General features: G+C 69.7%; 24 protein-coding genes and 1 pseudogene. 11 read left to right on the top strand and 14 right to left on the bottom strand.

All coding sequences use genetic code 11. From position 1 onward, the window contains the following. Positions 1-220 precede the first annotated feature (220 nt). Positions 221-442 (top strand): DUF7556 family protein, encoded by a 222-nt coding sequence (locus tag C463_RS08835; RefSeq protein ID WP_008442864.1) that lies wholly within the window; start codon positions 221-223, stop codon positions 440-442. Positions 443-501: 59 nt separating this feature from the next. On the opposite strand, the gene C463_RS08830 is transcribed toward C463_RS08835, so the two are convergent. From C463_RS08830 to C463_RS08820, 3 genes are all read right to left on the bottom strand, one after another. After that, on the bottom strand, positions 502-1,398 hold the full coding sequence (locus tag C463_RS08830) for a ketopantoate reductase family protein (RefSeq protein ID WP_008442863.1): 897 nt from the start codon (positions 1,396-1,398) through the stop codon (positions 502-504). A gap of 71 nt (positions 1,399-1,469) precedes the next feature. Then, a complete protein-coding gene (locus C463_RS08825; RefSeq protein WP_008442862.1) occupies positions 1,470-2,669 on the bottom strand; it encodes a threonine synthase in 1,200 nt (399 codons plus the stop codon). Then, positions 2,669-3,625, bottom strand: coding sequence for a succinylglutamate desuccinylase/aspartoacylase family protein (locus tag C463_RS08820; protein ID WP_049905734.1), 957 nt, complete (start codon positions 3,623-3,625; stop codon positions 2,669-2,671). Before C463_RS08820 ends, C463_RS08825 begins: the two co-directional genes overlap by 1 nt. A gap of 151 nt (positions 3,626-3,776) precedes the next feature. On the opposite strand from C463_RS08820, the gene C463_RS08815 reads away from it, so the two are divergent. Further along, entirely contained in the window at positions 3,777-5,924 is a 2,148-nt protein-coding gene (locus C463_RS08815) for a caspase family protein (RefSeq protein ID WP_008442860.1), read from the top strand. Here the strand turns inward: C463_RS08815 and C463_RS20290 are convergent. After that, positions 5,921-6,052, bottom strand: coding sequence for a DUF7503 family protein (locus tag C463_RS20290; RefSeq protein ID WP_274595430.1), 132 nt, complete (start codon positions 6,050-6,052; stop codon positions 5,921-5,923). The two genes, C463_RS08815 and C463_RS20290, sit on opposite strands and share 4 nt — an antisense overlap. 212 nt (positions 6,053-6,264) lie before the next feature. On the opposite strand from C463_RS20290, the gene C463_RS08810 reads away from it, so the two are divergent. Together C463_RS08810 and C463_RS08805 are read left to right on the top strand one after the other, a co-directional pair. Continuing rightward, a complete protein-coding gene (locus C463_RS08810; protein WP_008442859.1) occupies positions 6,265-6,513 on the top strand; it encodes a hypothetical protein in 249 nt (82 codons plus the stop codon). 92 nt (positions 6,514-6,605) lie between these two features. Continuing rightward, positions 6,606-7,403, top strand: a complete 798-nt coding sequence (locus C463_RS08805; protein ID WP_008442858.1) for a helix-turn-helix transcriptional regulator — start codon at positions 6,606-6,608, stop codon at positions 7,401-7,403. A gap of 16 nt (positions 7,404-7,419) precedes the next feature. On the opposite strand, the gene C463_RS19915 is transcribed toward C463_RS08805, so the two are convergent. After that, positions 7,420-7,548 carry a hypothetical protein gene (locus tag C463_RS19915; protein ID WP_274595604.1) on the bottom strand — a complete coding sequence of 43 codons (129 nt, stop codon included), beginning with the start codon at positions 7,546-7,548 and terminating at the stop codon, positions 7,420-7,422. A 97-nt stretch (positions 7,549-7,645) separates the two neighbouring features. Beyond that, positions 7,646-8,179: an inorganic diphosphatase gene (locus tag C463_RS08800; RefSeq protein WP_008442857.1), complete on the bottom strand. Its 534-nt coding sequence runs from the start codon at positions 8,177-8,179 to the stop codon at positions 7,646-7,648. Between the two features lie 346 nt (positions 8,180-8,525). Here C463_RS08800 and C463_RS08795 point away from each other — a divergent pair, with 346 nt between their 5' ends. Further along, complete coding sequence (locus tag C463_RS08795) at positions 8,526-8,876, top strand: PadR family transcriptional regulator (RefSeq protein WP_008442856.1); 351 nt, start codon at positions 8,526-8,528, stop codon at positions 8,874-8,876. Between the two features lie 96 nt (positions 8,877-8,972). On the opposite strand, the gene C463_RS08790 is transcribed toward C463_RS08795, so the two are convergent. Both C463_RS08790 and rnhA read right to left on the bottom strand, forming a co-directional pair. Then, positions 8,973-9,716: a DUF7108 domain-containing protein gene (locus C463_RS08790; protein WP_008442855.1), complete on the bottom strand. Its 744-nt coding sequence runs from the start codon at positions 9,714-9,716 to the stop codon at positions 8,973-8,975. Further along, a complete protein-coding gene (gene rnhA / locus C463_RS08785) occupies positions 9,703-10,299 on the bottom strand; it encodes a ribonuclease HI (protein ID WP_008442854.1) in 597 nt (198 codons plus the stop codon). The genes C463_RS08790 and rnhA overlap by 14 nt, the downstream gene beginning before the upstream one ends. 139 nt (positions 10,300-10,438) lie before the next feature. Between rnhA and C463_RS08780 the strand changes: the two genes are divergently transcribed. From C463_RS08780 to C463_RS08765, 4 genes are all read left to right on the top strand, one after another. Continuing rightward, positions 10,439-11,434 (top strand): transcription initiation factor IIB, encoded by a 996-nt coding sequence (locus C463_RS08780; RefSeq protein ID WP_049905732.1) that lies wholly within the window; start codon positions 10,439-10,441, stop codon positions 11,432-11,434. 53 nt (positions 11,435-11,487) lie between these two features. Beyond that, a complete protein-coding gene (locus tag C463_RS08775; protein WP_008442852.1) occupies positions 11,488-12,414 on the top strand; it encodes a WD40/YVTN/BNR-like repeat-containing protein in 927 nt (308 codons plus the stop codon). Positions 12,415-12,477: 63 nt separating this feature from the next. Then, positions 12,478-13,803, top strand: coding sequence for a DNA repair protein NreA (gene nreA / locus C463_RS08770; RefSeq protein WP_008442851.1), 1,326 nt, complete (start codon positions 12,478-12,480; stop codon positions 13,801-13,803). Between the two features lie 61 nt (positions 13,804-13,864). Beyond that, positions 13,865-14,152, top strand: coding sequence for a hypothetical protein (locus C463_RS08765; RefSeq protein WP_008442850.1), 288 nt, complete (start codon positions 13,865-13,867; stop codon positions 14,150-14,152). 484 nt (positions 14,153-14,636) lie between these two features. On the opposite strand, the gene C463_RS08760 is transcribed toward C463_RS08765, so the two are convergent. Continuing rightward, positions 14,637-14,933: a DUF7130 family rubredoxin-like protein gene (locus C463_RS08760; RefSeq protein WP_008442849.1), complete on the bottom strand. Its 297-nt coding sequence runs from the start codon at positions 14,931-14,933 to the stop codon at positions 14,637-14,639. Between the two features lie 119 nt (positions 14,934-15,052). Beyond that, the gene (locus C463_RS08755) at positions 15,053-16,048 is read right to left on the bottom strand and encodes a radical SAM protein (RefSeq protein ID WP_008442848.1); all 996 of its coding nucleotides are present in this window, start codon (positions 16,046-16,048) and stop codon (positions 15,053-15,055) included. Between the two features lie 154 nt (positions 16,049-16,202). Here C463_RS08755 and C463_RS08750 point away from each other — a divergent pair, with 154 nt between their 5' ends. Further along, positions 16,203-16,925 (top strand): DUF6517 family protein, encoded by a 723-nt coding sequence (locus C463_RS08750; RefSeq protein WP_008442847.1) that lies wholly within the window; start codon positions 16,203-16,205, stop codon positions 16,923-16,925. A gap of 122 nt (positions 16,926-17,047) precedes the next feature. After that, positions 17,048-18,157, top strand: a complete 1,110-nt coding sequence (locus tag C463_RS08745) for a DUF373 family protein (protein WP_008442846.1) — start codon at positions 17,048-17,050, stop codon at positions 18,155-18,157. Positions 18,158-18,241: 84 nt separating this feature from the next. Here C463_RS08745 and C463_RS17665 read toward each other — a convergent pair whose 3' ends face one another. From C463_RS17665 to C463_RS08730, 4 genes and pseudogenes are all read right to left on the bottom strand, one after another. Beyond that, entirely contained in the window at positions 18,242-18,433 is a 192-nt protein-coding gene (locus C463_RS17665) for a hypothetical protein (RefSeq protein WP_239638872.1), read from the bottom strand. A gap of 101 nt (positions 18,434-18,534) precedes the next feature. Next, positions 18,535-19,569 carry a DUF7139 domain-containing protein gene (locus C463_RS08740; protein ID WP_008442845.1) on the bottom strand — a complete coding sequence of 345 codons (1,035 nt, stop codon included), beginning with the start codon at positions 19,567-19,569 and terminating at the stop codon, positions 18,535-18,537. 84 nt (positions 19,570-19,653) lie between these two features. After that, positions 19,654-20,716: pseudogene (locus C463_RS08735) on the bottom strand (phosphotransacetylase family protein). After that, on the bottom strand, positions 20,709-22,871 hold the full coding sequence (locus C463_RS08730) for an acetate--CoA ligase family protein (protein ID WP_008442843.1): 2,163 nt from the start codon (positions 22,869-22,871) through the stop codon (positions 20,709-20,711). The pseudogene C463_RS08735 and the gene C463_RS08730 overlap by 8 nt, the downstream one beginning before the upstream one ends. Positions 22,872-22,924: the final 53 nt, after the last annotated feature.

Genomic DNA, 22,924 nt, shown 5'->3' with positions numbered 1-22,924 from the left:
TCACCGAGCCGCGACGACGGCGCGCGGCGATCAGTCCCGTCCGCCGGCGTCCCACCAAAGCCCGAAAGCCGGTGAGAAAATCGACACGTTCGGGCACATCGTCGCCCGAGAGGCGGTTTTTCGGGATATACGTCGGCGGGCAGTCGCCGGAATCTCCGATCCGACGGCCGACACCGGGCCGGTTCGGAACTCTTATACGTACTGTGAACTATTCACAACCATGTCACGGAGTTCCACTCCTTGGGACGACCCGGACCCCGACCGCGGTCGGACGGCGCTGCCGACGGACCCGGCGCTCGACGCCGCCGACGCGCCGGACGTGATGGCGTCCATCGACTCCTCGTCGTCGCGGCCGGAGCTCGTCATCGCGGACGTCTCGCGGGAGGACGCGTGGGTGTCGGTCGACGAGACCGACGCGACCATCCTCGAGGAGTGGTGTTGAGCGCGCAGCGACCCCGAACGCCGCCCGTCTTTTAGCAACCGTCCGAAGCGCGTCCGCGGCTACCGGAGCCCGCGCTCCGTCTCCCAGCCGCGGAGCAGCGACGCGAGCGTCCGACAGGTCGGCGCCGAGACGCCGCGCCGGTCCGCCCGGTCGACGACCGCGCCGTAGACGGCGTCGACCTCGGTGCGGCGCCCGTTCGCGACGTCCTCGTACATCGACGACCGGTTCGCTGCGGTGTCGGCGGCGACGCGCTCGACCGCGTCGACCGCGCGGTCGTCGTCGAGGTCGACCCCGGCCGCTCGGGCGACGCGGGCCGTCTCGCGTGCCGCCTCGCGGGCGACTCCGCCCGCGGGCCCGTCGAGGGTCGGTCCGTTCTCGGTCCGAGAAAGGGCCGAGGGGCCGTTGATACCGGCGTTGACGGCGAGCTTCTCGAAGCGGCGCGCCGGTATGTCGTCGGCGACGACGGTCTCGATGCCCGCCGCCGCGAAGGCGGCGCCGACCCGCTCGGCGGCGGGGCTCGCGCCGCCGGAGAGCGCCCCGACGACGACCTCGCCGGCGCCGGTACACGTGATCCGTCCCGGCTCCGCGAACCGGGCACCGTAGCTCGCGGTGCCCGCGAGGACCGTCGCGTCCAGCGCGGCGACCAGCCGCTCCTCCGTGAGGCCGTTCTGGAGCGAGCAGACCGCGTCGTACTCGCCGGTCGCGAGCGCTCTCGCGGCCGCGTCGGTGTCGTACGCCTTCGTCGTGACGAGCGCGAGGTCGGCCGCGCGGTGCGTCCCGTCGGTGAGCGCGCGCGGCGCGACGCGGACGTCGACCTCGCCGTCGATCCGGAGCCCGTCCTCGCGGATCGTCCGCATGTGCGGGTCGCGCCCGACGAGCGTCACGTCGTGTTCGCGCGCCAGCAGCCCGCCCACGAGGCTCCCGAGCGCGCCGGCGCCGTAGACGAGCACCTCCATGCGCGGACGGATGAGCGCCGGCTGAATAGGGGTAACGGTGGGATCGGCGGCGCGGACGCGTCGGGACCGCCTCAGCCCTTCAGCCCGCTTCCGGTCAGGGGCACGACCACGTCCTCGTCGGGACCGATCTCACCGCGCTCGCGGAGGATCCGCAGCGCGGCCGGCGCGACGGCGCAGGTCGGCTCCGTGTAGAAGCCGGCGGCGTGGAGCCGGTCGAGTTCGCGCGTCGCGGCCGCCTCGGTGACGGCGAGCGCGTCGCCGCCGGTCGCGTCGATCGCGGCCCGTATCTCGCGGTCGCGGACGGGCTCCGCGATCTGGATCCCGTCGGCGGCGTCGTTGACCGTCCCGTCCGGACGGGCCGCCTCGGGGCCATGGAGCGCCTCGACGACCGGCGCGACGCCGGCCGCCTGCGCGCCGTAGAGGCGGGGGACCGAGTCGATCCAGCCGGCCCGTTCGAGCCGGCGGAACCCCCGGTACGCGCCGAGGAAGAGCGTCCCGTGACCCAGCGGCGTCACGACCGCGTCGGGGGCGTCCCAGCCGCGCTGAAGGGCTATCTCGTACGCGACCGTGGCGGTCCCCTCGAAGAACGCCGGGTTCCAGGCGTGGCTGGCGTACCAGGCGTCGGTCCCTGCGTCCGACCCATCCTCGTTGAGCGCCGCGACGCACGCGTCCGTCACGTCCTGCCGGCTTCCCTCGATCCGGACCGGCTCGGCGCCGGCGCGGCGGATCGCGCGGAGCTTCGACTCCTTGGCGTCGGCCGGGACGTAGATCTCGGCCCCGATCCCGGCGCGGGCGGCGTAGGTCGCTATCGCGGCGCCCGCGTTGCCCGAGGAGTCCTCGACGACGCGCTCGACGCCCAGTTCGCGGGCCCGGGTCAGCGTCGCGGTCGCGCCGCGGTCCTTGAACGAGCCGGTCGGGAACGCGTACTCCAGCTTGAAGGACGCGTTCCACGGGGGAATCTCGGGTCCCGATCGCCCGCCCGACTCGCGCCCCTCGTCCGCGTCGACGAGCGGCGTCATCCCCTCGCCGAGCGTCACCCGGTCGCGGGGGTCGTCGCCGACCGCGAGCAGGTCGGCGAAGGCCCACAGCCCGCCGCGCGCGTCGAACGACTCGGGGGCGGGCGCGGACCCCTCCGGCGCCGGCGGGTCGGCGAAGTCGAGGGGGGCGCCGCACCGACAGCGCCAGCGGTCGCGGTACGTCTCGCCGCACTCGGGACAGCGGAGCCCCCGGCGGGCGCGCGCTCTCCGATCCGATTCGTCGGGGGATTCCATCAGTACTCGTCGACGTTGGTGCCGATCGAGCAGACGTACTCGCCGGCGGCCACCTGCGGAAGCCGGCGGGTGCGCCAGAAGACCCCGTCCGTGTCGGCGGTCACGCGCCCCTCCAGCGCGCCGAAGGTGTCGGTCACCTCGAAGAGGACGTCGCCGGCAGAGACGCGCTCGCCGAGTTCGCGCTCGAATCGGACCAGACCGCCGGCGGGCGAGCCGTACTGGTCGAAGCCGCGGGCGCGCGTCTGCGGTTCGAGGGTCGCGTCGCCGTCGAGGAAGCCGTACTGGCGGAGCACGTTGAACACGCCCTCGACGCCGTACCGGATCGATTCCTCGTCCCAGCCGACGCAGCCGCCGAGTTCGGGATCGACGGTGGGGATGCCGTGTTCCGGGCCGGCCCGGGCGAGCTGGCCGTCCGGTCCCTTGATGTCGAGGACGTGCCCGCAGCCGAACGCCTTCGCGAGCTCCAAGCACTCGCCGTGGAGGCGGTGGCGGACGCCGCAGCGCACGCGCGTCTCGTTTATCATCCGGCTCGTCGACCCCTGATGGAGGTCGAGGATGTAGTCCGCGCGCTTGGCGATCTGGAACGTCTCGTGGGCGATCCGCTCGCTCGTCGTGCCGTCGGCGTCGCCCGGGTAGCCGCGGTTCATCTTCCGGTCGTCGACCGGGTTCCGGTGTTCCGCGGCCTGGAACGCGAAGTGGTTCACGATGCCGACGACGAGGACGGATCCGGACAGCTCGGCCGGATCGAGCCGCGGAACGACGCGGTTTATCACGCCCAGCCCGTTCAGCTCGTCGCCGTCGCTCACCGCTTGGACGTACAGCGTCGGCCCGTCGGCTGCGCCGTTGATCGCGGCGACCGGCAGCCGGACGGGGCTCCCGTCCCGCATTTCTCCCACCTCAAGACGGCCCGTGTCCGTCTCGCCCGGGGAGGCGCGGGCCGTTCCCAGCGTTATCATTACGCGGAGGTGGGGCGGCCGGGACTTTATCAGTTCGGTCCGCGGCGATCCGACCGACGCAAGCTTTATCGCCGCTATCGCCCAATCAGACGATACTAATCCCCGCGGTGCCGGTTGCCGTCCGCCCTGACGACCGCCGCGGCGAGCCCCAATGAGCATCGATATCGACCCGCTGCGCGAGGCCGACGGGATCGCCGTCACCGACCACATCGAGAACACGCAGTTCGAGGTGTACACCGACCGGCCCGTCGATCCGCGACCGCGTCCCCGATCCGACCACTACTTCCCGGTCGACGCCAGCGCCGCGGTCGAGACCGGGTCGATCGAGATATCGCGCGTCGCCGTCGTCGAGACGCGCGCCGGCGACGGGACGCTCCTGACCCACGGCGACTGTTACACGATGCCTGACGGGACGTACCACGTCGGGATCAACCCGGCGCCGACGAAGCTGTACCTCTCGTTCGACTCCGGGTTCGCCGTCTCGACGACCGACCGGACCACCCGGATCGACCTCGACGCGCCGGGCACGGTCGGGCTCGGATTCCGGTCGCTCCACCAGACGCCGGCGGGGACGATCACCACCCCGACCGACCCGGAGTCGCTGATGGACGCCGTCTCGCTGCTCGGCTCCGCGCTCCAGACGACCAGCCCGGAGCGGTCGTTCCCCACCTTGCGGGGCCACCCGCCGCTCATCGAGCCGGGCGAGGAGTTCCGCGTCCCCGAGCGGGTCGAGCCGGTCGACAGCGGCGTCCGGATTGTCGTCCCCCCGGAGTACCGGTACCTCTACCCCGTCGTCTCGCTGGCGTACTACTTCGCGGCCGCGGTCGTTCCCGGCGATGCCCCGCGCATCGAGGGTGACGGCTGGACGTATCCCCTCGAACCCGGGTTCGAGGCGCGGACCGCACAGGTGCTCCGCCAGTCGTTCCACCTCGACTGTCTCGCCCGCACGGAGGGGTTCTACCCGGTCGACCTCCACGAGCGCGAGACGACCGACCTCGACCTCGACTGGGAGCGGCTGTACGACCTCCCGCTCGCGGAGCGGCTCGGCGAGTACCTCGACGTCCCGTTCGAGGCGGTCGAGCCCGAGCTGCCGCAGTGGACGCTGACGACGGACGTGCGTCCCGACCCCGAGAACGTGGAGATGCTCCCGTTCGTCGCCCGGGAGCTGTCGATCGTCCGGTCGCCCGAGAGCGTCACGCCGGTCGACGACGACGAGGGCGTCGGAGTGGGCTTCCTCGGCACGCCGGACCGGAGTGCGCCGGCGGCGGAGACGGAGCCCGCGGGCGGACCGGACGCGCTCGACCGCGGCGACTTCGTGCGCGGCGGGTCCGGCGCCGGTGTCGCTCGCGGCGCGGATCCCGCCGTCGAGCGCGGCGCCGTCCCGGCGCAGACGGAGTTCGTGCGGCCGGAGCCGGTCGACACCGTCGAACACGCGTGGGTCGGCGACGGCGTCCCGCTCGACGCGAACAAGGCGACCCTCGACGCGTACCACCGCCGGCTGGAGGCCGGGCAGGTCGAACAGTCGCGCATCTCCGTCCTCGTGGTCTGTAACGACGACCAGATGCGCGAGGAGGGGAACGTCGCCGACCTGTACGGGCTCCGCGACATGGTCCAGTTCGACATCGAGGTCCGCCACGACCTCAGCCGCGAGGGGATGCGGGAGACCCTCGAATCCGACGTCGACTTCCTCCACTACATCGGACACGTCGACGACCGCGGGATGCAGTGCGCGGACAGCTACCTCGACCTGACCGACGAGGACCTCGAAATCGGCGTCAGCGCCTTCCTGCTCAACGCCTGTCAGTCGTACCAGCAGGGCGAGGCCCTCGTTCACCGCGGCTCGCGCGGCGGCATCGTCACCCTCTCCGACGTGGCGAACTCACCCGCGACGAAGCTCGGCCGAATTATCGCTCGCCTGATGAACAGCGGGTTCAACCTCCGGACCGCGCTCCACGTGGCGAAGCGGGAGCTGATCACGGGTCACCAGTACATCGTGGTGGGTGATGGGGGGACGACGATCTGTCAGAGTCGGAGTGGTGTGGCCGTTGTGTTTAATGTAGAGAAAAGATCTGAGGATGAGTTTGATCTGTCAGCAGACTTTTATCCAAATGGCCATCATAAATCTGGATCACTCGCAACGCTAAATACGGATATTATAGGATATAATTATTACGTCCCCTCTCTTGTGGACTGCGAGTCAATATCAAAAAGTGAGCTGCTAGATTTGATGGAAAAAGAGTTAATTCCCGTGTTTTACGATGGTGAATTAGCTTGGAGCGGTAGTATTACAATTGATTAGGGCCCAGGATTAGAAGCAGCGACATTCGCCGCCGCGGGTGCCGCCTGCGTTAACAGCAGCAGCGCGGTGAACAGGACGCCGGCCATTTTCGGGTTCTCTGCCACGTACTCCGCTACACTTTCGTGCATATTTGGAAAGTGTCAGGCTTATTAAATATTTAAATTGTTCTGCGGTTGAATAATACTCATATTTGAAGAGTTTGAAATCAGTATTAAATTGAGACAGCGTCAGAAGGGTGTAAAACGCCCACAACACACCGAAAGGCAGCAACGAGCGGTCGTCATCGAAACGGCGACCAAGGACCGCGTTTTTCACCGCTCGGCGCGGAACGGACGGTGCCATGACCGACATCGAGGCGACGATCCGAGAGGCGTTCGAGCACACGGAGTACAACCTCGGCGACGTCGCGGTGAACCGCCGACAGGTCCGCGTACCGGTGAGACAGGAGGGCGCCGACCCCGACGCGCTGCGGGCGGTGATAGAGGAGGCGCTCGGCGCGGAGGCGCTCGCCGCCGTGACCGTGACCACGGAGCGCATCGCCGGCGAGGACACCGTCGGCACCGTGGTGTCGTTCCGCTACCGGGGCTGAAGCGGTCGAGAGGCGCGCGGGAGACGAGCGCGAGCCCGTCTCAGCGACGCGGTACGGTTAACAGGGCGGTACCCGTACACACGGGTCGTACGATGACGGCCGAGGACGGACACGACGGCGCACAGTACCTCGCCGGGTCGCCCGTTCGGGTCGCGATACTCCGGGCGCTGCGCGAGGATCCGCGGCGCCCGGCCGAGCTGACCGACGCGGTCGACGCCACCCGAACGACGGTCCAGCGGATCCTCGCGGGGTTCCGCGAGCGGGACTGGGTCGTGAAACGCGGCGCCGCCTACCGGGTGACGCCGACCGGGGAACGTGTCCACGACGCGTACGAGACGCTCCTGACGGAGGTGGAACGCGGCGACCGCTACGGTCGGTTCGCAGCGACCCTCGAACGTGTCGGCGTCGATTTCCCGCCGGCAGGGATCCCGGACAGCGACCTCACCGTCGCGTCCGACAAGAACCCCCTCGCCGTCGTCGACCGGCTCACGGAACTCCTCGACGAGAGTCACGGCGACCAGATTCGAGCCGTCTCCCCGATCGTCATTCGACAGTTCAACGACGCGGCGGCCGCGGCGTTGGACGACGGCGCGAACGTGGAACTGATCATCGACCGCAGCGCGGCCGACGCGTCGGTCACGGAGTTCGAACCGGCGACCGATCGCGCGCTGGACGACGACGCCACGGAGGTGTACGTGAGCGCCGAGCCCATCGAGTACGGGCTCTTCCGCTGCGGCGACGTGGCCTGCGTGGTCGCGTACGACGAACAGAACAACCCGCGGTGCGTCATCGAATCGACCGACGACGCGGTCGTCGACTGGGTCGACGACGCGTTCGCGTCGCTTCGAGACGAGGCGACGCGGCTCTCGGCGGTCGTCGAGCGCGCCTGAGAAGGGACGGCGACCGCTACGCGTCGTCGGTCGCGGCGGCCTCGTCGGCCGCCGTCTCGGTCGTCGCGTCGTCCTCGTCCGGGTCGAAGTTCGCGGGAACGACCGTCGGGTGGTCGATGCCGACGGAGGGCGTGCTGGCGCTCATCGTTCTACGTGACCATACGCGACTGTCGCCCTAAAAATTACCCATAGGCATAACGCATCCGGACGCGGGCGCCGGATGCGCTGCGGTTATACGGCCGTTACGCGACCTGTTCGTCGTACAGGTCCTGCGCGTGTTCGATCGCTTCCTTCGCCGCCGCTTTATCCTCCCAGCCGAGCGTTTCGACCTCTTTGCCGGCCTCGAGGTTCTTGTAGGTCGCGAAGAACTCGTCTATCTCGTCGAGGGTCTGCTGCGGGATGTCGTCGAGGTCCTCGATGTGGTCGAACCGGGGGTCCTCGGTCGGCACCGCGATCACCTTGTCGTCCTGCTCGCCGTCGTCGTCCATCTTCATCATGGCGACGGGGCGGGCCTCGACGACGCAGCCGGGGAACGTCTGGTCTTCGACGAGCACCATCACGTCGAAGGGGTCCTCGTCGTCGTAGTACGACTGCGGGATGAACCCGTAGTCGTACGGGTAGTGGACGTTCGAGTGAAGCACGCGGTCGAGCACGACGCCGGGGATGTCCTTGTCGTACTCGTACTTGTTGCGCTCGCCTTTGAGACACTCGACGACGGCGTAGATCTCGTCCGGCGCGTTCGGTCCCGTCTCGAGATCCTCCCAGAGGTTGGCCATGTGTCCGTTGATCTGTCGAAGCCGGGCAAAGTCTTTTCGGGATCGCGCGGGCGCGGCGGCGCCGGCGTCGAAGCGATGGAAAGCTGTCGTCAGGAGGGACGGAAGGGCACGAACAGCCGATCCGTCGGTTTCGATCGGGAGCCGTACGCGGTGCGCGACCGACGATCCGTCGGCCCATCCGACGAAAACGGAATCGATCAGTCGAACGCGCTCCGTCCCCGGATCGGACGAGCGTCCGCCGACAGACCGTCGATACCGAGTGATCCGGACGAACGTTCGGGGTTACGCATCGCTACGATCGTGATTGTTGAGAAAGATTATAAGTTCGGGTCCCGTCCCCTTAGGCATGTCAGAGGCACAAGCAGTCACTGATGAATCGACGGCCGCAAGCGATCTCACGGCGTTCCAACAAAATATCCTCACCATCCTCGCCGAGGAGCCGATGTACGGCCTCGCGATCAAGCGGGAACTGGAGGCGTACTACGGCTCTGAGGTGAACCACGGCCGCCTGTACCCCAACCTCGACGACCTCGTCGACCACGGGCTCGTCGAGAAGAGCGAACTCGACAAGCGGACGAACCAGTACGAGCTCACCGACGAGGGGCACGACATCGTCCTCGGCCAGATCGAGTGGGTCCTCGACCGGTTCGTCGCCGACGAGACGCGTGCGGACGAGGTCCGCGCGCTGCTCGAATAACGCGGCGCCCGCGCGGCGCGGACGGCACCGGATGCTAACCGAACCTTTTGGCACACGGCGCGGCGAAAGCCGCGTTCTCTCTCCGCCGAGCGACCGCTACGCCGACTCCTCGTCGCCGTCGGGCTCCGGATCGGCGACGTCGGCGGCGACCGACTCGATCACGGACAGCGACTCGTCGACGGCGGCGAGCTGCTCGTCGGTCGGCCACCCGTTCCGGACCAGGTACTCCTCGCGGAACTCGGCGCGCATCTCCGGCGTCGCGTCGTCGACCGGGCGGACGTAGTGGTTGCTCATGAACGCCGCGAACGTCTCCGCGGTCCGGGCGTGAACCGCTGCTTCGCGCTCGGCGACCGCCTCGGCGACCGCCTCGTTGTACGCGGCGACCTCGCGGTAGCGGTCGGCGTCGCCGGGGCCGGAGAGCGACACCTCGACCGCGCGGTCGGTGTCTTCCACTCGGTCGAGTTGGACCGTCCCCTCCTCCATCCACTCGTCGGGGTACATCACGAGCGTATCGTCCTCGTCGCGGACGCGCGCCGTGTACCCGTACTCGGCGGCGAGGGCGTCGCGCCGCTCGCGGTACTGGTCGGCCGCCTCCTCGATCTCCGGCGTCGGCTCCGCGGACTCGGCCTCGCGGGCGAGCCGCGTGAGCCGCTCCGCCTCGTCGACCGCCGCGACCGGCACGTCCGGGACGCGGTCGTCGTCGCGGTCGGGATCGGCGTCGGCCTCGTCGGCGGGGGCGTCCGACCCCGCGTCGTCCGCCTCCGCGTCCTCTCCGGCCGCCATCATCTCTCGCGCCCGTTCCTTCGCCCACTCCGGCGGGTCGTCGTCAGTTCGCGTCATCGAGTGCCTCGTTCGCCAGATCGTCGGCGCGTTCGTTTATCTCCCGCGGTACGTGGGCGATCGACCAGCGGTCGAACCGCTCCAACAGCTCCCGGGCGCGGACCCGCCGCTCGCGCAGTTCCGGGTCGTTGGTGTTCCACTCGCCGCGGATCTGCTTGACGGTCAGTTGCGAGTCTCCCCGGACGTCGACCGCGTCGAAGCCGTACTCGTCGGCCGCCTCCAGCGCGCGGATCAGCGCGGCGTACTCGGCCTGGTTGTTCGTCGCCCGGCCGATCCGCTCGCCGCCCTCGGCGACGACGCCGTCCGAGGTGACCAGACACCAGCCGACCGCGGCCGGGCCCGGGTTCCCGCGGGAGGCGCCGTCGAAGTAGACGTGCGCGCGGCCGCCGCCGTCGCGCAGCAGGGCGGTCAGTCGGGTCGGGTCGCTCCCCTGAACCACGACCTTGTCGTCGTACGCGACCGCGACGGCCCCGTCGCGCTCGGCGCGCCACCGCTCGTGGGGGGTGTTCCCCTCGTCGATCCGGACGCCCTCGCCCGCGAGGCGCTCGCGCGCGGCGGCCGGGTCGCAGTCGATCGTCGGCATTCGTGCGGGCTCCGCGCCCTGCGGACAAAGGGCTGTCCGTCCGCAGTCAGCGGTTACGCCGGGGCGAAGCCAAACTGTGTCAACTACCCGCACGGTAACGAACTTTTAAGTAAAATGGATTGGATAGCATATAAATGCGATGACACGGCCCACCCGGCAACGGGATCACGACCGGCAGCGCGTGGGGGACGAGGACGCCGAGGAAGACGAGATCGACGTCGCGGAGGTCGAGGACATCGACGAGCTGGACCCCGAGGACTTCGATCCGGAGGATCTCACCCGGACGGCCGACGGGGAGCTGATACACGAGGAGACGGGGATGATCATCGAAGACGAACAGATCGATCCCGGCCCGGAGTGGCGCGCGTTCAACCACAACGAACGGCAGGAGAAGTCGCGCGTCGGCGCCCCGACGACGAAGACGATGCACGACAAGGGGCTCACGACGACGATCGACTGGAAGGACAAAGACGCCTACGGGCGCTCCATCTCCTCGAAGAAGCGCTCGCAGATGCACCGCCTGCGCAAGTGGCAGGAGCGGATCCGGACGAAGGACGCCGGCGAGCGCAACCTCCAGTTCGCGCTCTCGGAGATCGATCGGATGGCGAGCGCGCTCGGCGTTCCCCGGTCCGTCCGGGAGGTCGCCTCGGTCATCTACCGACGCGCGCTCAACGAGGACCTCATTCGGGGCCGCTCCATCGAGGGCGTCTCCACCGCGGCCCTGTACGCCGCCTGTCGCAAGGAGGGAATTCCCCGAAGTTTAGAGGAGATTTCGGAGGTCTCGCGGGTCGACCGCAAGGAGATCGGCCGGACGTACCGCTACATCTCGCAGGAACTCGGCCTGGAGATGCGTCCCGTCGACCCGAAGAAGTACGTCCCCCGGTTCTCCTCGGAGCTGGAGCTCTCCGAGGAGGTCCAGTCGAAGGCCAACGAGATCATCGAGACCACCGCCGAACAGGGGTTGCTCTCCGGGAAGTCGCCCACCGGCTACGCAGCCGCCGCCATCTACGCCGCGTCGCTGCTCTGTAACGAGAAGAAGACCCAGCGCGAGGTCGCCGACGTCGCGCAGGTGACCGAGGTCACCATCCGGAACCGCTACCAAGAGCAGATCGAGGCGATGGGGATCCACAGCTAACGGGCCCGCGCGGAAGCGGCACGGTTTTTCGGCTCGACGTCCGATCGCGAGACATGCTTGTCTGCGGAACGCACCGCGGACTGTATCGGCTCGACGGACCGAACGACGACCCGGCTCGGGCGGCCGCCTGCGGCCGCGTCTACGAGGTCGCGCGGAGCGGCGACGCGCGGATCGCCGCGACCGCCGAGGGGCTGTTCCGGTCCCCGGACGGCGAAGACTGGCGGCGGCTCGACGGCCCGGACGATCCGGTCTCCGTGCTCGCCGGCCCGGAGACCCTGTTGGTCGGGACCGGAAACACCGGCGTGTTGCGCGCGCGACCGGCGGCCGACGGGTGGCGCTTCGACCCGGTCGGCGACCTCGACGCGCACCCGCACGGCGACCGCTGGCGGGACCGCGCGCCGGGCGGCGCGCCGAGCGTCAGGACGCTGGCCGTCCACCCGGACGACGGCGTCCTCGCGGGGATTGAGCCCGGCGGCGTGTACGCGTTCGACGGCGACTTCTGGCGGCGGTACGGGGAGGGCGTCCACGACGACGTCCACGACCTGCGCGTGCTCGACGGCGGAGCCGTCGTCGCCGCCACCGGGAACGGGCTCTACCGGACGGACGACGGCGACCGGTGGGTCCGGCTCGACACCGACTTCCGCGACTTCTGGGCGAGCTACTTCCGCGAGGCGATCGTCCACGACGCCCGGCTCTACGCCGGAGCCGACCGCCGGGGACCGGAGGCGCCCGGGGGCGTGACCCTCTCGGGGGCCGCGGACGACCCCGCGTTCGACGCCGTCGCCGACCCGGTGCCCGCCGCCGATCCGGCGTTCGCGGTCTCGTGGGCGGTCGTCGACGGGACGCTCGTCGGCGGGACGATGCGGGTGGACGAGGACGGTTTCGCGCCCGAGGCGTCGGCGCCGCTGGTGCGCCGAGACGGCGACGAGTGGACGCTCGGGGCCGAACTCCCGGCCGGCGTCACGTCGCTCGCGACCTGAGCGTCCCGCGTCGGAGCCGCGGCGGCGACACCGTCAAGTCCGACTCGCCCCTACGACCGGCGAATGCGGCTCGACGAGTTCATCGAGTTCGAGGCGAACGAGCGCGCCGAGCGGCGGCGCCTCGCGAGCGAGAAGGACTACGGGGTTCTCGATCATCTCGACTCCTTCGAGCGGCGCTTCGACGAGCACGTCTCCGACGACGCCGTCGTCGGCAGCGTCTCCCCCTCCATCTTCGTCGGCCGCGCGGACTACCCGAACGTCTCGACCGGGCTGCTCTCGCCGGTCGGCCGCGAGGAGCGCGCGGCGAGTTTCGAGACCTCCGCGGCGTGGTACGACGAGGGCATCTCGATTTCGGACGTGTTCGACCGGCGAACGAGCCTGCTCAACTCGACCCGCGGCGTCGACGTCGCGGACGCGGGCGCGACCGGCGGGGTGAAATCGCTCGGCGGCGGCGGGCCGGCCGAGAGCGTCCACGACGCGTGGGACGGCTGGCTCGGCGTTCAACGCGAGGTCGCCATCGCGGACCGCCCGGTCGACGTGGAGATCGGGCTGGACGGTACCCCCGACCTCGACTTCGACGTCGGCACGGAGGACATCAAGACGCCGACCGGGCCGCGCGCCGCGGCCCGGACCGCCGACCTCGGCGAGAACCCCCACGTCCCGCGGCCGGTGAAGAAGACGCTCGAAGACGACGACTGGCGCGCCGAAGGCGCGATGACGTACCTCTACCGCCGCGGGTTCGACGTGTACGAGATCAACACGATCCTCTCGGCGGGCGCGCTCGGGCAGGGAGCGAACCGCCGGCTCGTCCCGACGCGCTGGTCGATCACGGCGGTCGACGACACGGTCGGCCAGTTCCTCCGCGGGTCGATCCGCGACAACCCGACCGTCGACCGGATCGAGGTCCACCGCAACGAGTACCTCGGCAACGCCTTCTGGGTGATCCTCGTGCCGGGCAGATGGGAGTACGAACTCGTCGAGATGAAGTCGCCGGGCTCGATCTGGAACCCAGACCCCGAGGCGGGGGTGTACCTCGCGGCCGCCAGCGAGGGACGTGAGGGCCGGACCGGCTACGTCGAGGAGACCGCGGGCGCGTACTACGCCTCCCGGCTCGGCGTCCTCGAACACCTCGACGAACGCGGCCGGCAGGCGAAGGCGCTCGTACTCCGCCACGTCTCCGACGACTACTGGGGGCCGGTCGGCGTCTGGCAGGTGCGCGAGGCGGTCCGGAACGCGTTCGAGGGCGAGTTCGGGGCCGCCGAGACGTTCGGCGAGGCGGTCCGCGGCGTCGCCGACCAGCTCCCCGTCTCGCTCGGGCGCCTCCGGCGGAAGTCGACGATGGCGGCCGGGCTTCAGGCGAATCTCGGGGACTTCGTCGACGCGGACTGAGCCGGCGGGCGAAGGCCCTCGCCGCCGGTCCGTTTTAGTTGCGAGCCCGAGTGGACGGCGTATGGTTCCCCTCGTCCCCGCGTTCGGTGGCGTGCCCGGCGGTCCGGAGCTGGTAATTATCCTGATCATCGCCGTGATCCTCTTCGGCGTGCCCCTCGTCCTCGTCGCGGGAGCGGTGATCTACCTCACGACGCGCTCAGACGGCGCCGCCGCCGAGGGCGGCGCGGCCGGATCGGAAAATTCGGAGACCGACGCTGAGCGGATCGCGGAGTTGGAAGCGGAGGTCGAGCGCCTCCGCGAGCAGGTGGACGACGAGGCGGAGGAAGTTGAGGAAGAGGAGCGCTCATAAGCGACCAACGCGGTCGGCGCGTGCCGACGAGCGCCCGCAGGGCGCGAGTCGAACGCGCGAGGGACGCGGCGAACGCGAGCGGCGCAGCCGCGAAGCGTGAGCCGCGAGGGTGGGAAGGTGTGAGGTGCGGTGCTGTGCGGGGTGGGACTCGAAGGGGCAGTCGAGAGAACGCCGGAGGCGTTCACGAGAGCGAAGCTCTCGTGAGCCAATCAGAACGCTCCGCGTTCTGCTGACGACGTAAGCACCGCAACGAAGGAGCGACAGCGACTGAGTGAGGAGCGCAACGAGTGTCCGGCGTTCTCCCGATTGGGGCTTCGGTAGTGTCGACCAGACAGGTGCGGATCGCGTCAGTACGGACGACGATTCCATCGAGAGTGTCCTCTCCGACACCGAGAACTACGCGTGATCGGACGATCACGATGTCGGCGTTCTCGGTTCAATGTAAGCCGACACGCGACCGGCTTCCGGTACCTGTTTCGTCGTATCAGTCCTCGGCCCAGTAGTACAACTCCTCGCGGGACGCGTCGCAGTTCGGGCAGTTGGCGGGGAGCTGGTCGCCGATTTCGCCCATCTCGCCGCACTCCCAACACCGCCACATCACGTACGCGGTGCCGAACACGTCACGGGCGTCGGTGAGGGTCAGCGTCTCGGAACCGGACGGCGACGCGACGTAGAAGCCGTCGTCGTCGACACCGCGAATCGACCCGAGCCGCTCACCGTCCTCGTTGTACACCGTCTGTCCGATGCTCACGTCGGCGAACACGGGGTCTTCCGAGGCCATGTGCGGCAATACGTGCCGGTACCGTATAACTGTGGTAGCGGGTAACACGAGCGCGCGGCGCGTCTCGGGCCGTGGCGACGCAAATGGGAGTCGACGCGAACCCGGATTCGACGTGGAGATCAGGCGACCGGCGTGCGCTCGACGACCGTGCCGTCGACGGTCGGGTACTGCTCGACGATTTCGCCCTCGTCGAGGTCACCGTCCTCGATCATCTCTTCGAGGAGCCACCACGCCACCTCAACGTGGTTCGACTTGACCGTGTAGAACTCCTCGGGGACGCCGAGCGCCTCGAAGCGTTCGGCGTCGGCGAACGCCTTCCCGTAGACGAGCGTGCCGTCGTCGGTCACCTCGTCGAACTCGCGGCGGATGTTCTTCGCCATCCGCTTGAGCCGGTTGCGGTGTTGGGCGGCGTCCTTGAACACCGACGTACAGAAGTACACCTTCTCGTGGCTCGCCATCTCTTCGAGGATGGCGTCTTTCGACCCCTCGACCGCGGACATGTGACCCTCCTGAAGCTCGAACCCCTCCTCTTGCATCCGGCGGTAGTTCCCGTCGGACATCTCGAACTCGTTGATGTTACAGAACTCGGCGGCGCCCTCGTCGAGGAACTCCAGGAACTCCGGCTCCGCACGAATTCCCGGGATCTCGAAGGCGGGCGTGAGCCCCTCCTCGCGGGCGATGTACAGTATCTCTTCCCACTCGGTACCGTGCATGTCGCCCCACAGCTCCACCGGCGGGTGGAAGCGGATCTCGTCGAGCCCCGCCTCGCTCAGGCGGCGCATGTTCTCGCGGCCGCCCGTGATCCCGGTGTAGAGGTGCGTGTGGTGGTCCTCGCCGAACTCGTCTTTCAGCAGTTCGAGGTACCGGGTCGTCTTCGCCATCGCCTCTTGCGGCTCGCCGCCGGTGATCGAGGTGCCGAGCGCGCTCATGCGCTTGGCCTCCTCGATCACGTCCTCGTCGGACTCGACCTTCCGCTCGTTGGCGTACACGTCGGTGACGTTCTTCCGGTTCTCTCCGAGGGGGCAGTAGAAGCAGTCCCGCTGGTCGCAGTAGCCGTAGACGAAGAGCACCATCTTCCCGCCCTTGGCGCACTGCTCACAGCCCTTGGAGATCATCTACCCCCTTCTACCGGCCGCGGCCTCAAAAAGCGTCCGAACCGCGATTTTCCGAGAGAGCCCTTGGCACGACCGCGGATTCGGCGGTCGAGCGGCACCGAAGCGGAGGTGCCCGAACACAAAGTATGTACCCCCGCCGCCGCGAGGGGGAGCCATGAAACCCGGTGAGACGTCAGATTCCGACGACGAGAAGCGCCGGCCGGCCGACGCGGTCACGCGTCGCCGCGCGCTCGCCGCCGGGGGCGCCCTCGGGCTGGCGAGCCTCGCCGGCTGTACCGCGCTCGACGTCGCCACCGGCGAGGAGCCCGCCGAGTTCGCGGCCGGGACCGCGACGGTCGCTGACGCGACCCTCGACGAAAGCGGGTACGAACTCAACGAGGTGACCGACGAGACGGTCTCCCGGGAGGTCGAGGCCGCCGGACAGACCCGTGAGGTGCGCGTGACGAACACGGTCGCCGAGTACGACAAGGCCGTCGAGCTGTTCGGCGAGAACTACCAAGCCGCCGTGTTCGCCGCGGTGACGACGCCGCAGATCGAGGTGCTCGGCCAGGCGCTCAACCCGATCGCCGAGATGAGTACCCGCGAGCGCGCCGAGCTCATCCTGAGCCGCTTCGAGAACGTCGGCAACCTCGAACGGGGCTCGGAGTACTCGACCGGGGTCCTCGGCTCCGACGCCGAGGTGGTCGTGTACACGGCCGACGGCGAGATCGAGGGGACCGGCGCGACCACCGAACTGGAACTCCACATCGGCGAGCCGGTCGGCGTCGGAGGCGACTTCGTACTCCCCCTCGCGGCGTATCCGGCCGCGTTCAGCGACGGGGAGAACGTCCGATCGATGATGAACGGGCTCGAACACGAGCCGAACGAAGAGAACTGACGGCGGTCACCGGCGCGGGATCGCGCGCACCGGCGCGGTCGCCCGCGGCGTCGCGGTTGCCGGGTTCGGCGGGCCCGACCCGAGCCGAAAACATATGCCGCCCCCCCGCGTAGCCTCGAACGATGCTGCTCGTCCTCTGCGTCGACCTCGACGACGACCTCGGCCGCAAGACGGGGATCCTCACCCCCGTCATCGGCGCCGACGACGTCACCGAGGCCGCGGTCGCGCTCGCGACCGCCGACCCCGAGGACTCCGACGTGAACGTGCTCTTTCAGGGCGTCAACGTTCACGACGAACTGGCCGCCGAGGGCGAGGCCGTCGAGGTCGCGGCCGTCACGGGCGTCGACGGTCCCGACGTGAAGGCGAACCGCGCGGTCGGCCAAGAGGTCGACCGCGTGCTCGCCGAGCTGTCGACCGGCGAGGAGGTCTCGGCGGTCGTGATCACCGACGGCGCCCAAGACGAGTCCGTCCTCCCCGTGATCCGGTCGCGGATGCCGATCGACGGGATGCGCCGGGTCGTCGTCCGGCAGGCGCAGGATCTCGAATCGCTGTACTACACGATCAAGCAGGTCCTCGCCGACCCGGAGACCCGGGGCACGATCTTAATCCCGCTCGGCGTGGTCCTCCTCATCTACCCGCTCGTCGTCGTCGCGAACCTCTTCGACGTCGCGGGCGCGGCCGTGCTGGGAATCCTCTCCGGCGCGGTCGGCCTCTACTCGCTGTTCCGCGGGCTGGGGCTCGAAGACACCGTCGACGGGACCGCCGAGACCGTCCGCAACGTCCTCTACACCGGCCGCGTGACGCTCGTCACCTACGTCGTCGCGCTCGCCCTCATCGTCGTCGGCGGCGTTCAGGGGTTCGACACCGTCGACGTCGTCCGGACGGCCCAGGGGAGTTCGCTCGCCGGCGGCACTGCCCTCGCCGCGTTCGTCCACGGGTTCGTCCAGTGGCTCGGCGTCGCGGGCGTCACCTCCAGCCTCGGACAGATCACCGACGAGTACCTCGCCGGCCGGTTCCGGTGGCGCTACCTCAACGCGCCCTTCTACGTCGCCTCCATCGCCGTGGTGCTGTTCGCGGTCTCCGGGTTCTTCCTCCCGGACGCCCCGGGCGTGACGGCGCTCGGCCTCTCGGAGCTGGCGATGGCGCTCGCGGCCGGCACGCTCATCGGCGTGTTGAGTACGCTCGCGTTCGCGGTCGCGGAGTCGCAGCTCCCGTCGGCGGAGCCGGTGTGAGGTCCCCCGTACCGAGGCGCGACGTGGTCGCCTCGGCCGGGCCGAAATATCTCGGCTTCGGGCCGGTGTCTGCCGAACTCCTCGTCAGGGACGCTCAGTCGGAACCGGTCTGCCAGGCGATGAACCGGTCGAATCCGTAGGTGACCATAGGTACAGCACAGCGAACACCGCCCAGCGGAACACGTCGAACGTGCCGGTGAACGCGAGGACGTTGAAGACGTACGAGATCGATGCCCCGACGAACCCGGCGACAAAGAGCGTTCGGCGGACATCCATGGCAGCCACTCGACGGAGCGCGAGTTAGCTCTTGTGCCGGGCGAGCGCCTCGGACCGTCGGTCGCACGGTCCCGCAGGCGGTCCCACGGCGGCGGCCACGCCTACCGCGGCGTCCAGGAGTCGCACGCCTCCATGTCGTCCATCAGCTCGTCATAGTGCGCGCAGTAGGGGCGCATCCCGTCGTCCGTCCGGACGTAGTCGAACTCCGCGCAGTTGCCGCAGTAGGCGTCGCCCGGGCCGTCGCGCGCGGCGGGGGAGTCGGGCGAGGGCGCGGGCTCCGGCGTCGCGGGCGAAGAGGGCCGGTCCGTCGGTCCCGAATCGTCAAGCGGCGAGGAGATGTCGCGCTCGGCGCTCCCGCCGTCGCTCACGCCAGCGGAGCCCGGGCCGGGACGCTCGCTCGCGCCGGCGACCGGGCCGCCAGTGGCGGAGCCGCCTGCGCCGCTCGGCCGACTCTCGGACGCGGACGCAGGGGTGTCGCCCCGCGCCGCGGAACCGGGGGAATCGGCGGGACCGCCCGAGCCCTCGGCGTCGGGGCGGTTCGTCTGTGTCTCGACGTCGCCGTCGGGCGTGCCGCCGAGGAGGCCGACGCCGCCGGGACCGCTCAACTGGTCGCGGGGGACCTCGACCACCCGCGTCTCCCCCTTGTGGGTCACCTCCATCGAGACGGTGCCGCCGGGGTCGTTGCGGGTCTTGAAGTTGGCGACGCCGACGAACACGCTCCACAGCGTCGTCGCGGCGCCGAGGAAGTAGACGCCGGCGGTGTGAAGGGTGAGGTTCGGGAGATCCGGTCGCGGCCCGCCGACCCACCGCACGGGGTACGCGTAGGTGAACAGGGCCACGCCGAGACACATGACGGCCGCGCCGACGACCGCCGCGGCGTAGGTGTTGCGGTCGGCGGGGAGGACGGCCATCACGCCGAGCAACACGAGCGGGACGCCGACGCCGCCGACGACCCCGCCGATCTCCCGGGCCGTGCCCGAGCTATAGCCCGACGGAAGCACAACCTCGGCCGCCACGAGAATTCCCGCGACGACGAGCAGCGTGCCCGCGACGAATGACCCCACACCGAGGTACAGCCGACGCGGGTCGACCCCGGAGCGCCCCCGTCCACCGTACGCCTCCGAGAGACTGGTCATGGGCGGGGTACGTCGTCCACCCTGAAAACAGTACGTCAGACGATCACGGATCGCGGACGAAACGGGAGGGGAGTGACGGCCGGCTCAGACGAGCGCGTCGACGTCGACGTGGTCGCCGAGCAGCTCGGCCATCCGGTCGACCGTCCGGACGTCGCGCGTGCGGCCGCCGCGGACGACCCCCTCGGCGCGGTCGATGGCGGTGACCGTGTCGGTGTTCACGGCGAGGACGGGCTTGCCGGCGTCCGCCGCCTTGCCGAGCACCGCGCCCGAGGGCCGGTGGCCGCCGGTGAGCACGAGGCAGGCGACGCCGGAAGCGTCGAGCGCCGCGGTCTGGACGTCGGCGCGGTCGCCGCCGGTGATGACGGCGGCGTCGCGGGCGCGCCGGAAGTGGCGGAGCGCTCTCGTCGCCGCCCATCGCGCCGACGAGGAAGCGCTCGACGAACGCGTCGGTCGGCGCGTCGGTGAGGAGTTCGGCGCCGAGCTCGTCGGCGAGTTCGCCGACCGTGACGCCCGCGAGCTCCTTCTCGTGGGGAACCGCGCCGAACACGGTGATCCCCTTCGATTCGAGGAACGGGATGCCGTCCTGGTCGAGCGACTCGAAGGCATCGTCGGACACCTTGTTGAACACGACGCCGGCGAGGCGGTCGCCGAACGCGTCGGCGGCCGCCAACACCTCGTCGAGGTCGTTCGGCGAGCCGTACTCGGCGACGAGGACGACCCGCGCGTCGAGCAACTCCGCCACGTCGACGTCGGTGAGGCCGACGACGCCGCCGGTGGTCCAGCTGCCGCCGCCCTCGACGAACACCTGATCGTGGTCGGCCGCGATGCCGTCGTACTCCTCGCGGATCCGGTCGCGGAGGGCGTCCGAGTCCTCGGTGCCGCGGATCGCGCCCTCGACGAACGTCGGCGAGTAGACGACGGGCTCCATCTGGTGCATCTCGGCGTCCAAGCCGAGCACCTCGCGGGCGAGCATCGGGTCCTGGTCGAGCGTCTTGCCGACGTTCGACTGGAGCCGGGTGCCCTTCGGTTTCATGTAGCCGACGCTGCGGTCGCGGTCGGCCGCGAGCCGCGCGAGGGCGACGGTGATCGCTGTCTTTCCGGCGCTGTCTCCGGTCGCGGTGACGAGTGTGGTGGGTGTGTCAGTCATCGGTGGGTTCCTCCGCGTCGAGGGGCTGCTGTTCGGTCGCCGGCACGTCGAGCGCCTCCGGGTCGACGGTGAGTCTCACGTCGACGGCGGCGGCGTTCGCGCCGCCGTCACCGTCGGGCAGTGCGACGAGGGGGTTGATGTCGAGTTCGAGGATGGCCGGGTAGTCGGTGACCAGCTGCGAGAGCCGGCCGATCGTCTCGATGACGGCGTCGACGTCGACCGGATCGCGGCCGCGGGCGCCGCGCAACAGCGGCGCCGACTGGATCTCCTCGGTCATCTCGCGGGCCTCGGGCTCGGAGACGGGCGCGACGCGGAAGGTGGTGTCCTCCATCACCTCCACGAAGATGCCGCCGAGCCCGAACATCAGCAGCGGCCCGAACTGCGGGTCGCGGTTCATGCCGACGATGGTCTCGACGCCGTCGTCGAGGTCGACCATCTCCTGTACCTGGACCCCGAGGACGGTCGCGTCCGGCTGGTAGTTGCGCGCGCGGGTGACGAGGTCCTCGTAGGTGTCGGCCACGTCGTCGTCGCTCACGCCGACGGAGACGCCGCCGATGTCGGACTTATGCAGGATGTCCGGCGAGACGATCTTCATCACCACGTCGCCGTCGACGCCTTCGGCGACCTCGCGGGCGCGTTCCGGCGAGTCGACGATCTCGCCGTCGGGCGTGGGGATGCCGTACGCGTCGAGCAGCTCCATCGCCTCGACGCCGAGGCGGTTGTCGTCGCGGTCGCGCACCGTCCCGAGGATCTCTCGGGCGCGCTCGCGGTCGACGTCGAACGACATCGGGTCGGCGTACTCCCGGCGCTTGATGTCGCGGTAGGTCGCGAGCGTCGCGAGGCTGTCGATGGCGCGGGCCGGGTCGAAGTAACAGGGGATACCCCGCGACTGGAGCTGCTGTTTCGGTTCCCGGGTCCGGTCGCCGCCCATCAGGCAGGCGGCGACGGGCGCGTCCATCTCGTCGCTCACGTCGGTGATCGCGTCCGCGAGCTCGTCGAAGTCGATCGTCGCCGTCGGCGCGGCCAACACGAGGGCGGCGCCGACGTTGTCGTCGGCGACGGTGATCTCCAGCGCCTCGCGGAACCGCTCCACGTCGGCGTCGCCGATCACGTCGACCGGGTTGTGGATGTTCGCCTCCTCGGGCATCGACTCGGCGAGGGCGTCCGTCGTCTCGCTCGTGAACGACGCCATGTCGAGGTCGGCGTCGCCGACCGCGTCGGTCGCCATCACGCCGGGGCCGCCGGCGTTCGTGACGATGGCGACGCTGTCGGTGTCGGGCAGCGGCTGGCTCCCGAGGATGCCCGCCGAGTCGAACAGCTCGTCGACCGACTCCGCGCGGATGACGCCCGCCTGGTCGAGGCCGGCCTCGTACGCCTTGTCGGAGCCGGCGAGGGTGCCGGTGTGCGAGGAGGCGGCCTGCGCGCCGGCGCTCGTCCGTCCGGACTTCACGGCGACGATAGGCGTGTCCTGGGTCGTCTCGCGGGCGGTCTCGATGAACTCGCGACCGTCCTCGATCCCTTCGAGGTAGCCGATGATCACGTCGGTCTCCTCGTCCGACCCCCAGTGGTCGACGAAGTCCGTCTCGTCGAGAACCGCCTTGTTGCCGAGCGAGACCACGTCCTTGAACCCGATCCCGTTGTCGTTGGCCCAGTCGAGGACCGCGGTGACGAACGCGCCCGACTGGCTCATGAAGGAGAGCCCGCCGGGGAGCGCGTTCTCGGGACCGAACGTGGCGTTCATACCCGAGGGCGTCGACATGATCCCCAGGCTGTTGGGGCCGACGAGGTTGAGGTCGTACTCGTCGGCTAACTCCGCGAGGCGACGCTCCCTCGCCGCTCCGTTCTCCCCCGTCTCGCCGAACCCGGCGGTGATCACGACGACGTTGCGGACCCCCGCCTCGCCGCACGCCTCGATGGCGTCCAACACGATCGAGGGGGGAACGACGATCACGGCGACGCCGGCATCCGCGTCGGCGACCTCGTCGACGCAGGGCGTGCCGAGCACCTCGTCGTAGTTCGGGTTGACGGGGACCGTGTCGCCGTCAAAGTCGTCGAGGAGATTCGACGTGACGGCGCGGCCGACGGCGCCCTCGCGGGCGGTCGCGCCGACGACGGCGACCCGATCCGGGTCGAACAGCTCGTTGAGCGTACCCATCAACCCGAGGGTACGCGAAGCGACGGCTTAAGATCCGTGGGAGGTTCTTCGAA

Source organism: Halorubrum californiense DSM 19288 (genome assembly GCF_000336875.1).
In the GTDB taxonomy this organism is placed as follows: domain Archaea; phylum Halobacteriota; class Halobacteria; order Halobacteriales; family Haloferacaceae; genus Halorubrum; species Halorubrum californiense.
The sequence above is the reverse complement of the archived record's forward strand: the minus strand, read 5'-3'. Positions and strand labels throughout refer to the sequence as shown.

Coding starts and splice junctions, on each gene's coding strand:
- C463_RS08835 (WP_008442864.1), top strand. CDS start 221: ATGTCACGGAGTTCCACTCCTTGGGACGACCCGGACCCCGACCGCGGT.
- C463_RS08830 (WP_008442863.1), bottom strand. CDS start 1,398: ATGGAGGTGCTCGTCTACGGCGCCGGCGCGCTCGGGAGCCTCGTGGGC.
- C463_RS08825 (WP_008442862.1), bottom strand. CDS start 2,669: ATGGAATCCCCCGACGAATCGGATCGGAGAGCGCGCGCCCGCCGGGGG.
- C463_RS08820 (WP_049905734.1), bottom strand. CDS start 3,625: ATGATAACGCTGGGAACGGCCCGCGCCTCCCCGGGCGAGACGGACACG.
- C463_RS08815 (WP_008442860.1), top strand. CDS start 3,777: ATGAGCATCGATATCGACCCGCTGCGCGAGGCCGACGGGATCGCCGTC.
- C463_RS20290 (WP_274595430.1), bottom strand. CDS start 6,052: ATGCACGAAAGTGTAGCGGAGTACGTGGCAGAGAACCCGAAAATGGCC.
- C463_RS08810 (WP_008442859.1), top strand. CDS start 6,265: ATGACCGACATCGAGGCGACGATCCGAGAGGCGTTCGAGCACACGGAG.
- C463_RS08805 (WP_008442858.1), top strand. CDS start 6,606: ATGACGGCCGAGGACGGACACGACGGCGCACAGTACCTCGCCGGGTCG.
- C463_RS19915 (WP_274595604.1), bottom strand. CDS start 7,548: ATGAGCGCCAGCACGCCCTCCGTCGGCATCGACCACCCGACGGTCGTT.
- C463_RS08800 (WP_008442857.1), bottom strand. CDS start 8,179: ATGGCCAACCTCTGGGAGGATCTCGAGACGGGACCGAACGCGCCGGAC.
- C463_RS08795 (WP_008442856.1), top strand. CDS start 8,526: ATGTCAGAGGCACAAGCAGTCACTGATGAATCGACGGCCGCAAGCGAT.
- C463_RS08790 (WP_008442855.1), bottom strand. CDS start 9,716: ATGACGCGAACTGACGACGACCCGCCGGAGTGGGCGAAGGAACGGGCG.
- rnhA (WP_008442854.1), bottom strand. CDS start 10,299: ATGCCGACGATCGACTGCGACCCGGCCGCCGCGCGCGAGCGCCTCGCG.
- C463_RS08780 (WP_049905732.1), top strand. CDS start 10,439: ATGACACGGCCCACCCGGCAACGGGATCACGACCGGCAGCGCGTGGGG.
- C463_RS08775 (WP_008442852.1), top strand. CDS start 11,488: ATGCTTGTCTGCGGAACGCACCGCGGACTGTATCGGCTCGACGGACCG.
- nreA (WP_008442851.1), top strand. CDS start 12,478: ATGCGGCTCGACGAGTTCATCGAGTTCGAGGCGAACGAGCGCGCCGAG.
- C463_RS08765 (WP_008442850.1), top strand. CDS start 13,865: ATGGTTCCCCTCGTCCCCGCGTTCGGTGGCGTGCCCGGCGGTCCGGAG.
- C463_RS08760 (WP_008442849.1), bottom strand. CDS start 14,933: ATGGCCTCGGAAGACCCCGTGTTCGCCGACGTGAGCATCGGACAGACG.
- C463_RS08755 (WP_008442848.1), bottom strand. CDS start 16,048: ATGATCTCCAAGGGCTGTGAGCAGTGCGCCAAGGGCGGGAAGATGGTG.
- C463_RS08750 (WP_008442847.1), top strand. CDS start 16,203: ATGAAACCCGGTGAGACGTCAGATTCCGACGACGAGAAGCGCCGGCCG.
- C463_RS08745 (WP_008442846.1), top strand. CDS start 17,048: ATGCTGCTCGTCCTCTGCGTCGACCTCGACGACGACCTCGGCCGCAAG.
- C463_RS17665 (WP_239638872.1), bottom strand. CDS start 18,433: ATGGATGTCCGCCGAACGCTCTTTGTCGCCGGGTTCGTCGGGGCATCG.
- C463_RS08740 (WP_008442845.1), bottom strand. CDS start 19,569: ATGACCAGTCTCTCGGAGGCGTACGGTGGACGGGGGCGCTCCGGGGTC.
- C463_RS08730 (WP_008442843.1), bottom strand. CDS start 22,871: ATGGGTACGCTCAACGAGCTGTTCGACCCGGATCGGGTCGCCGTCGTC.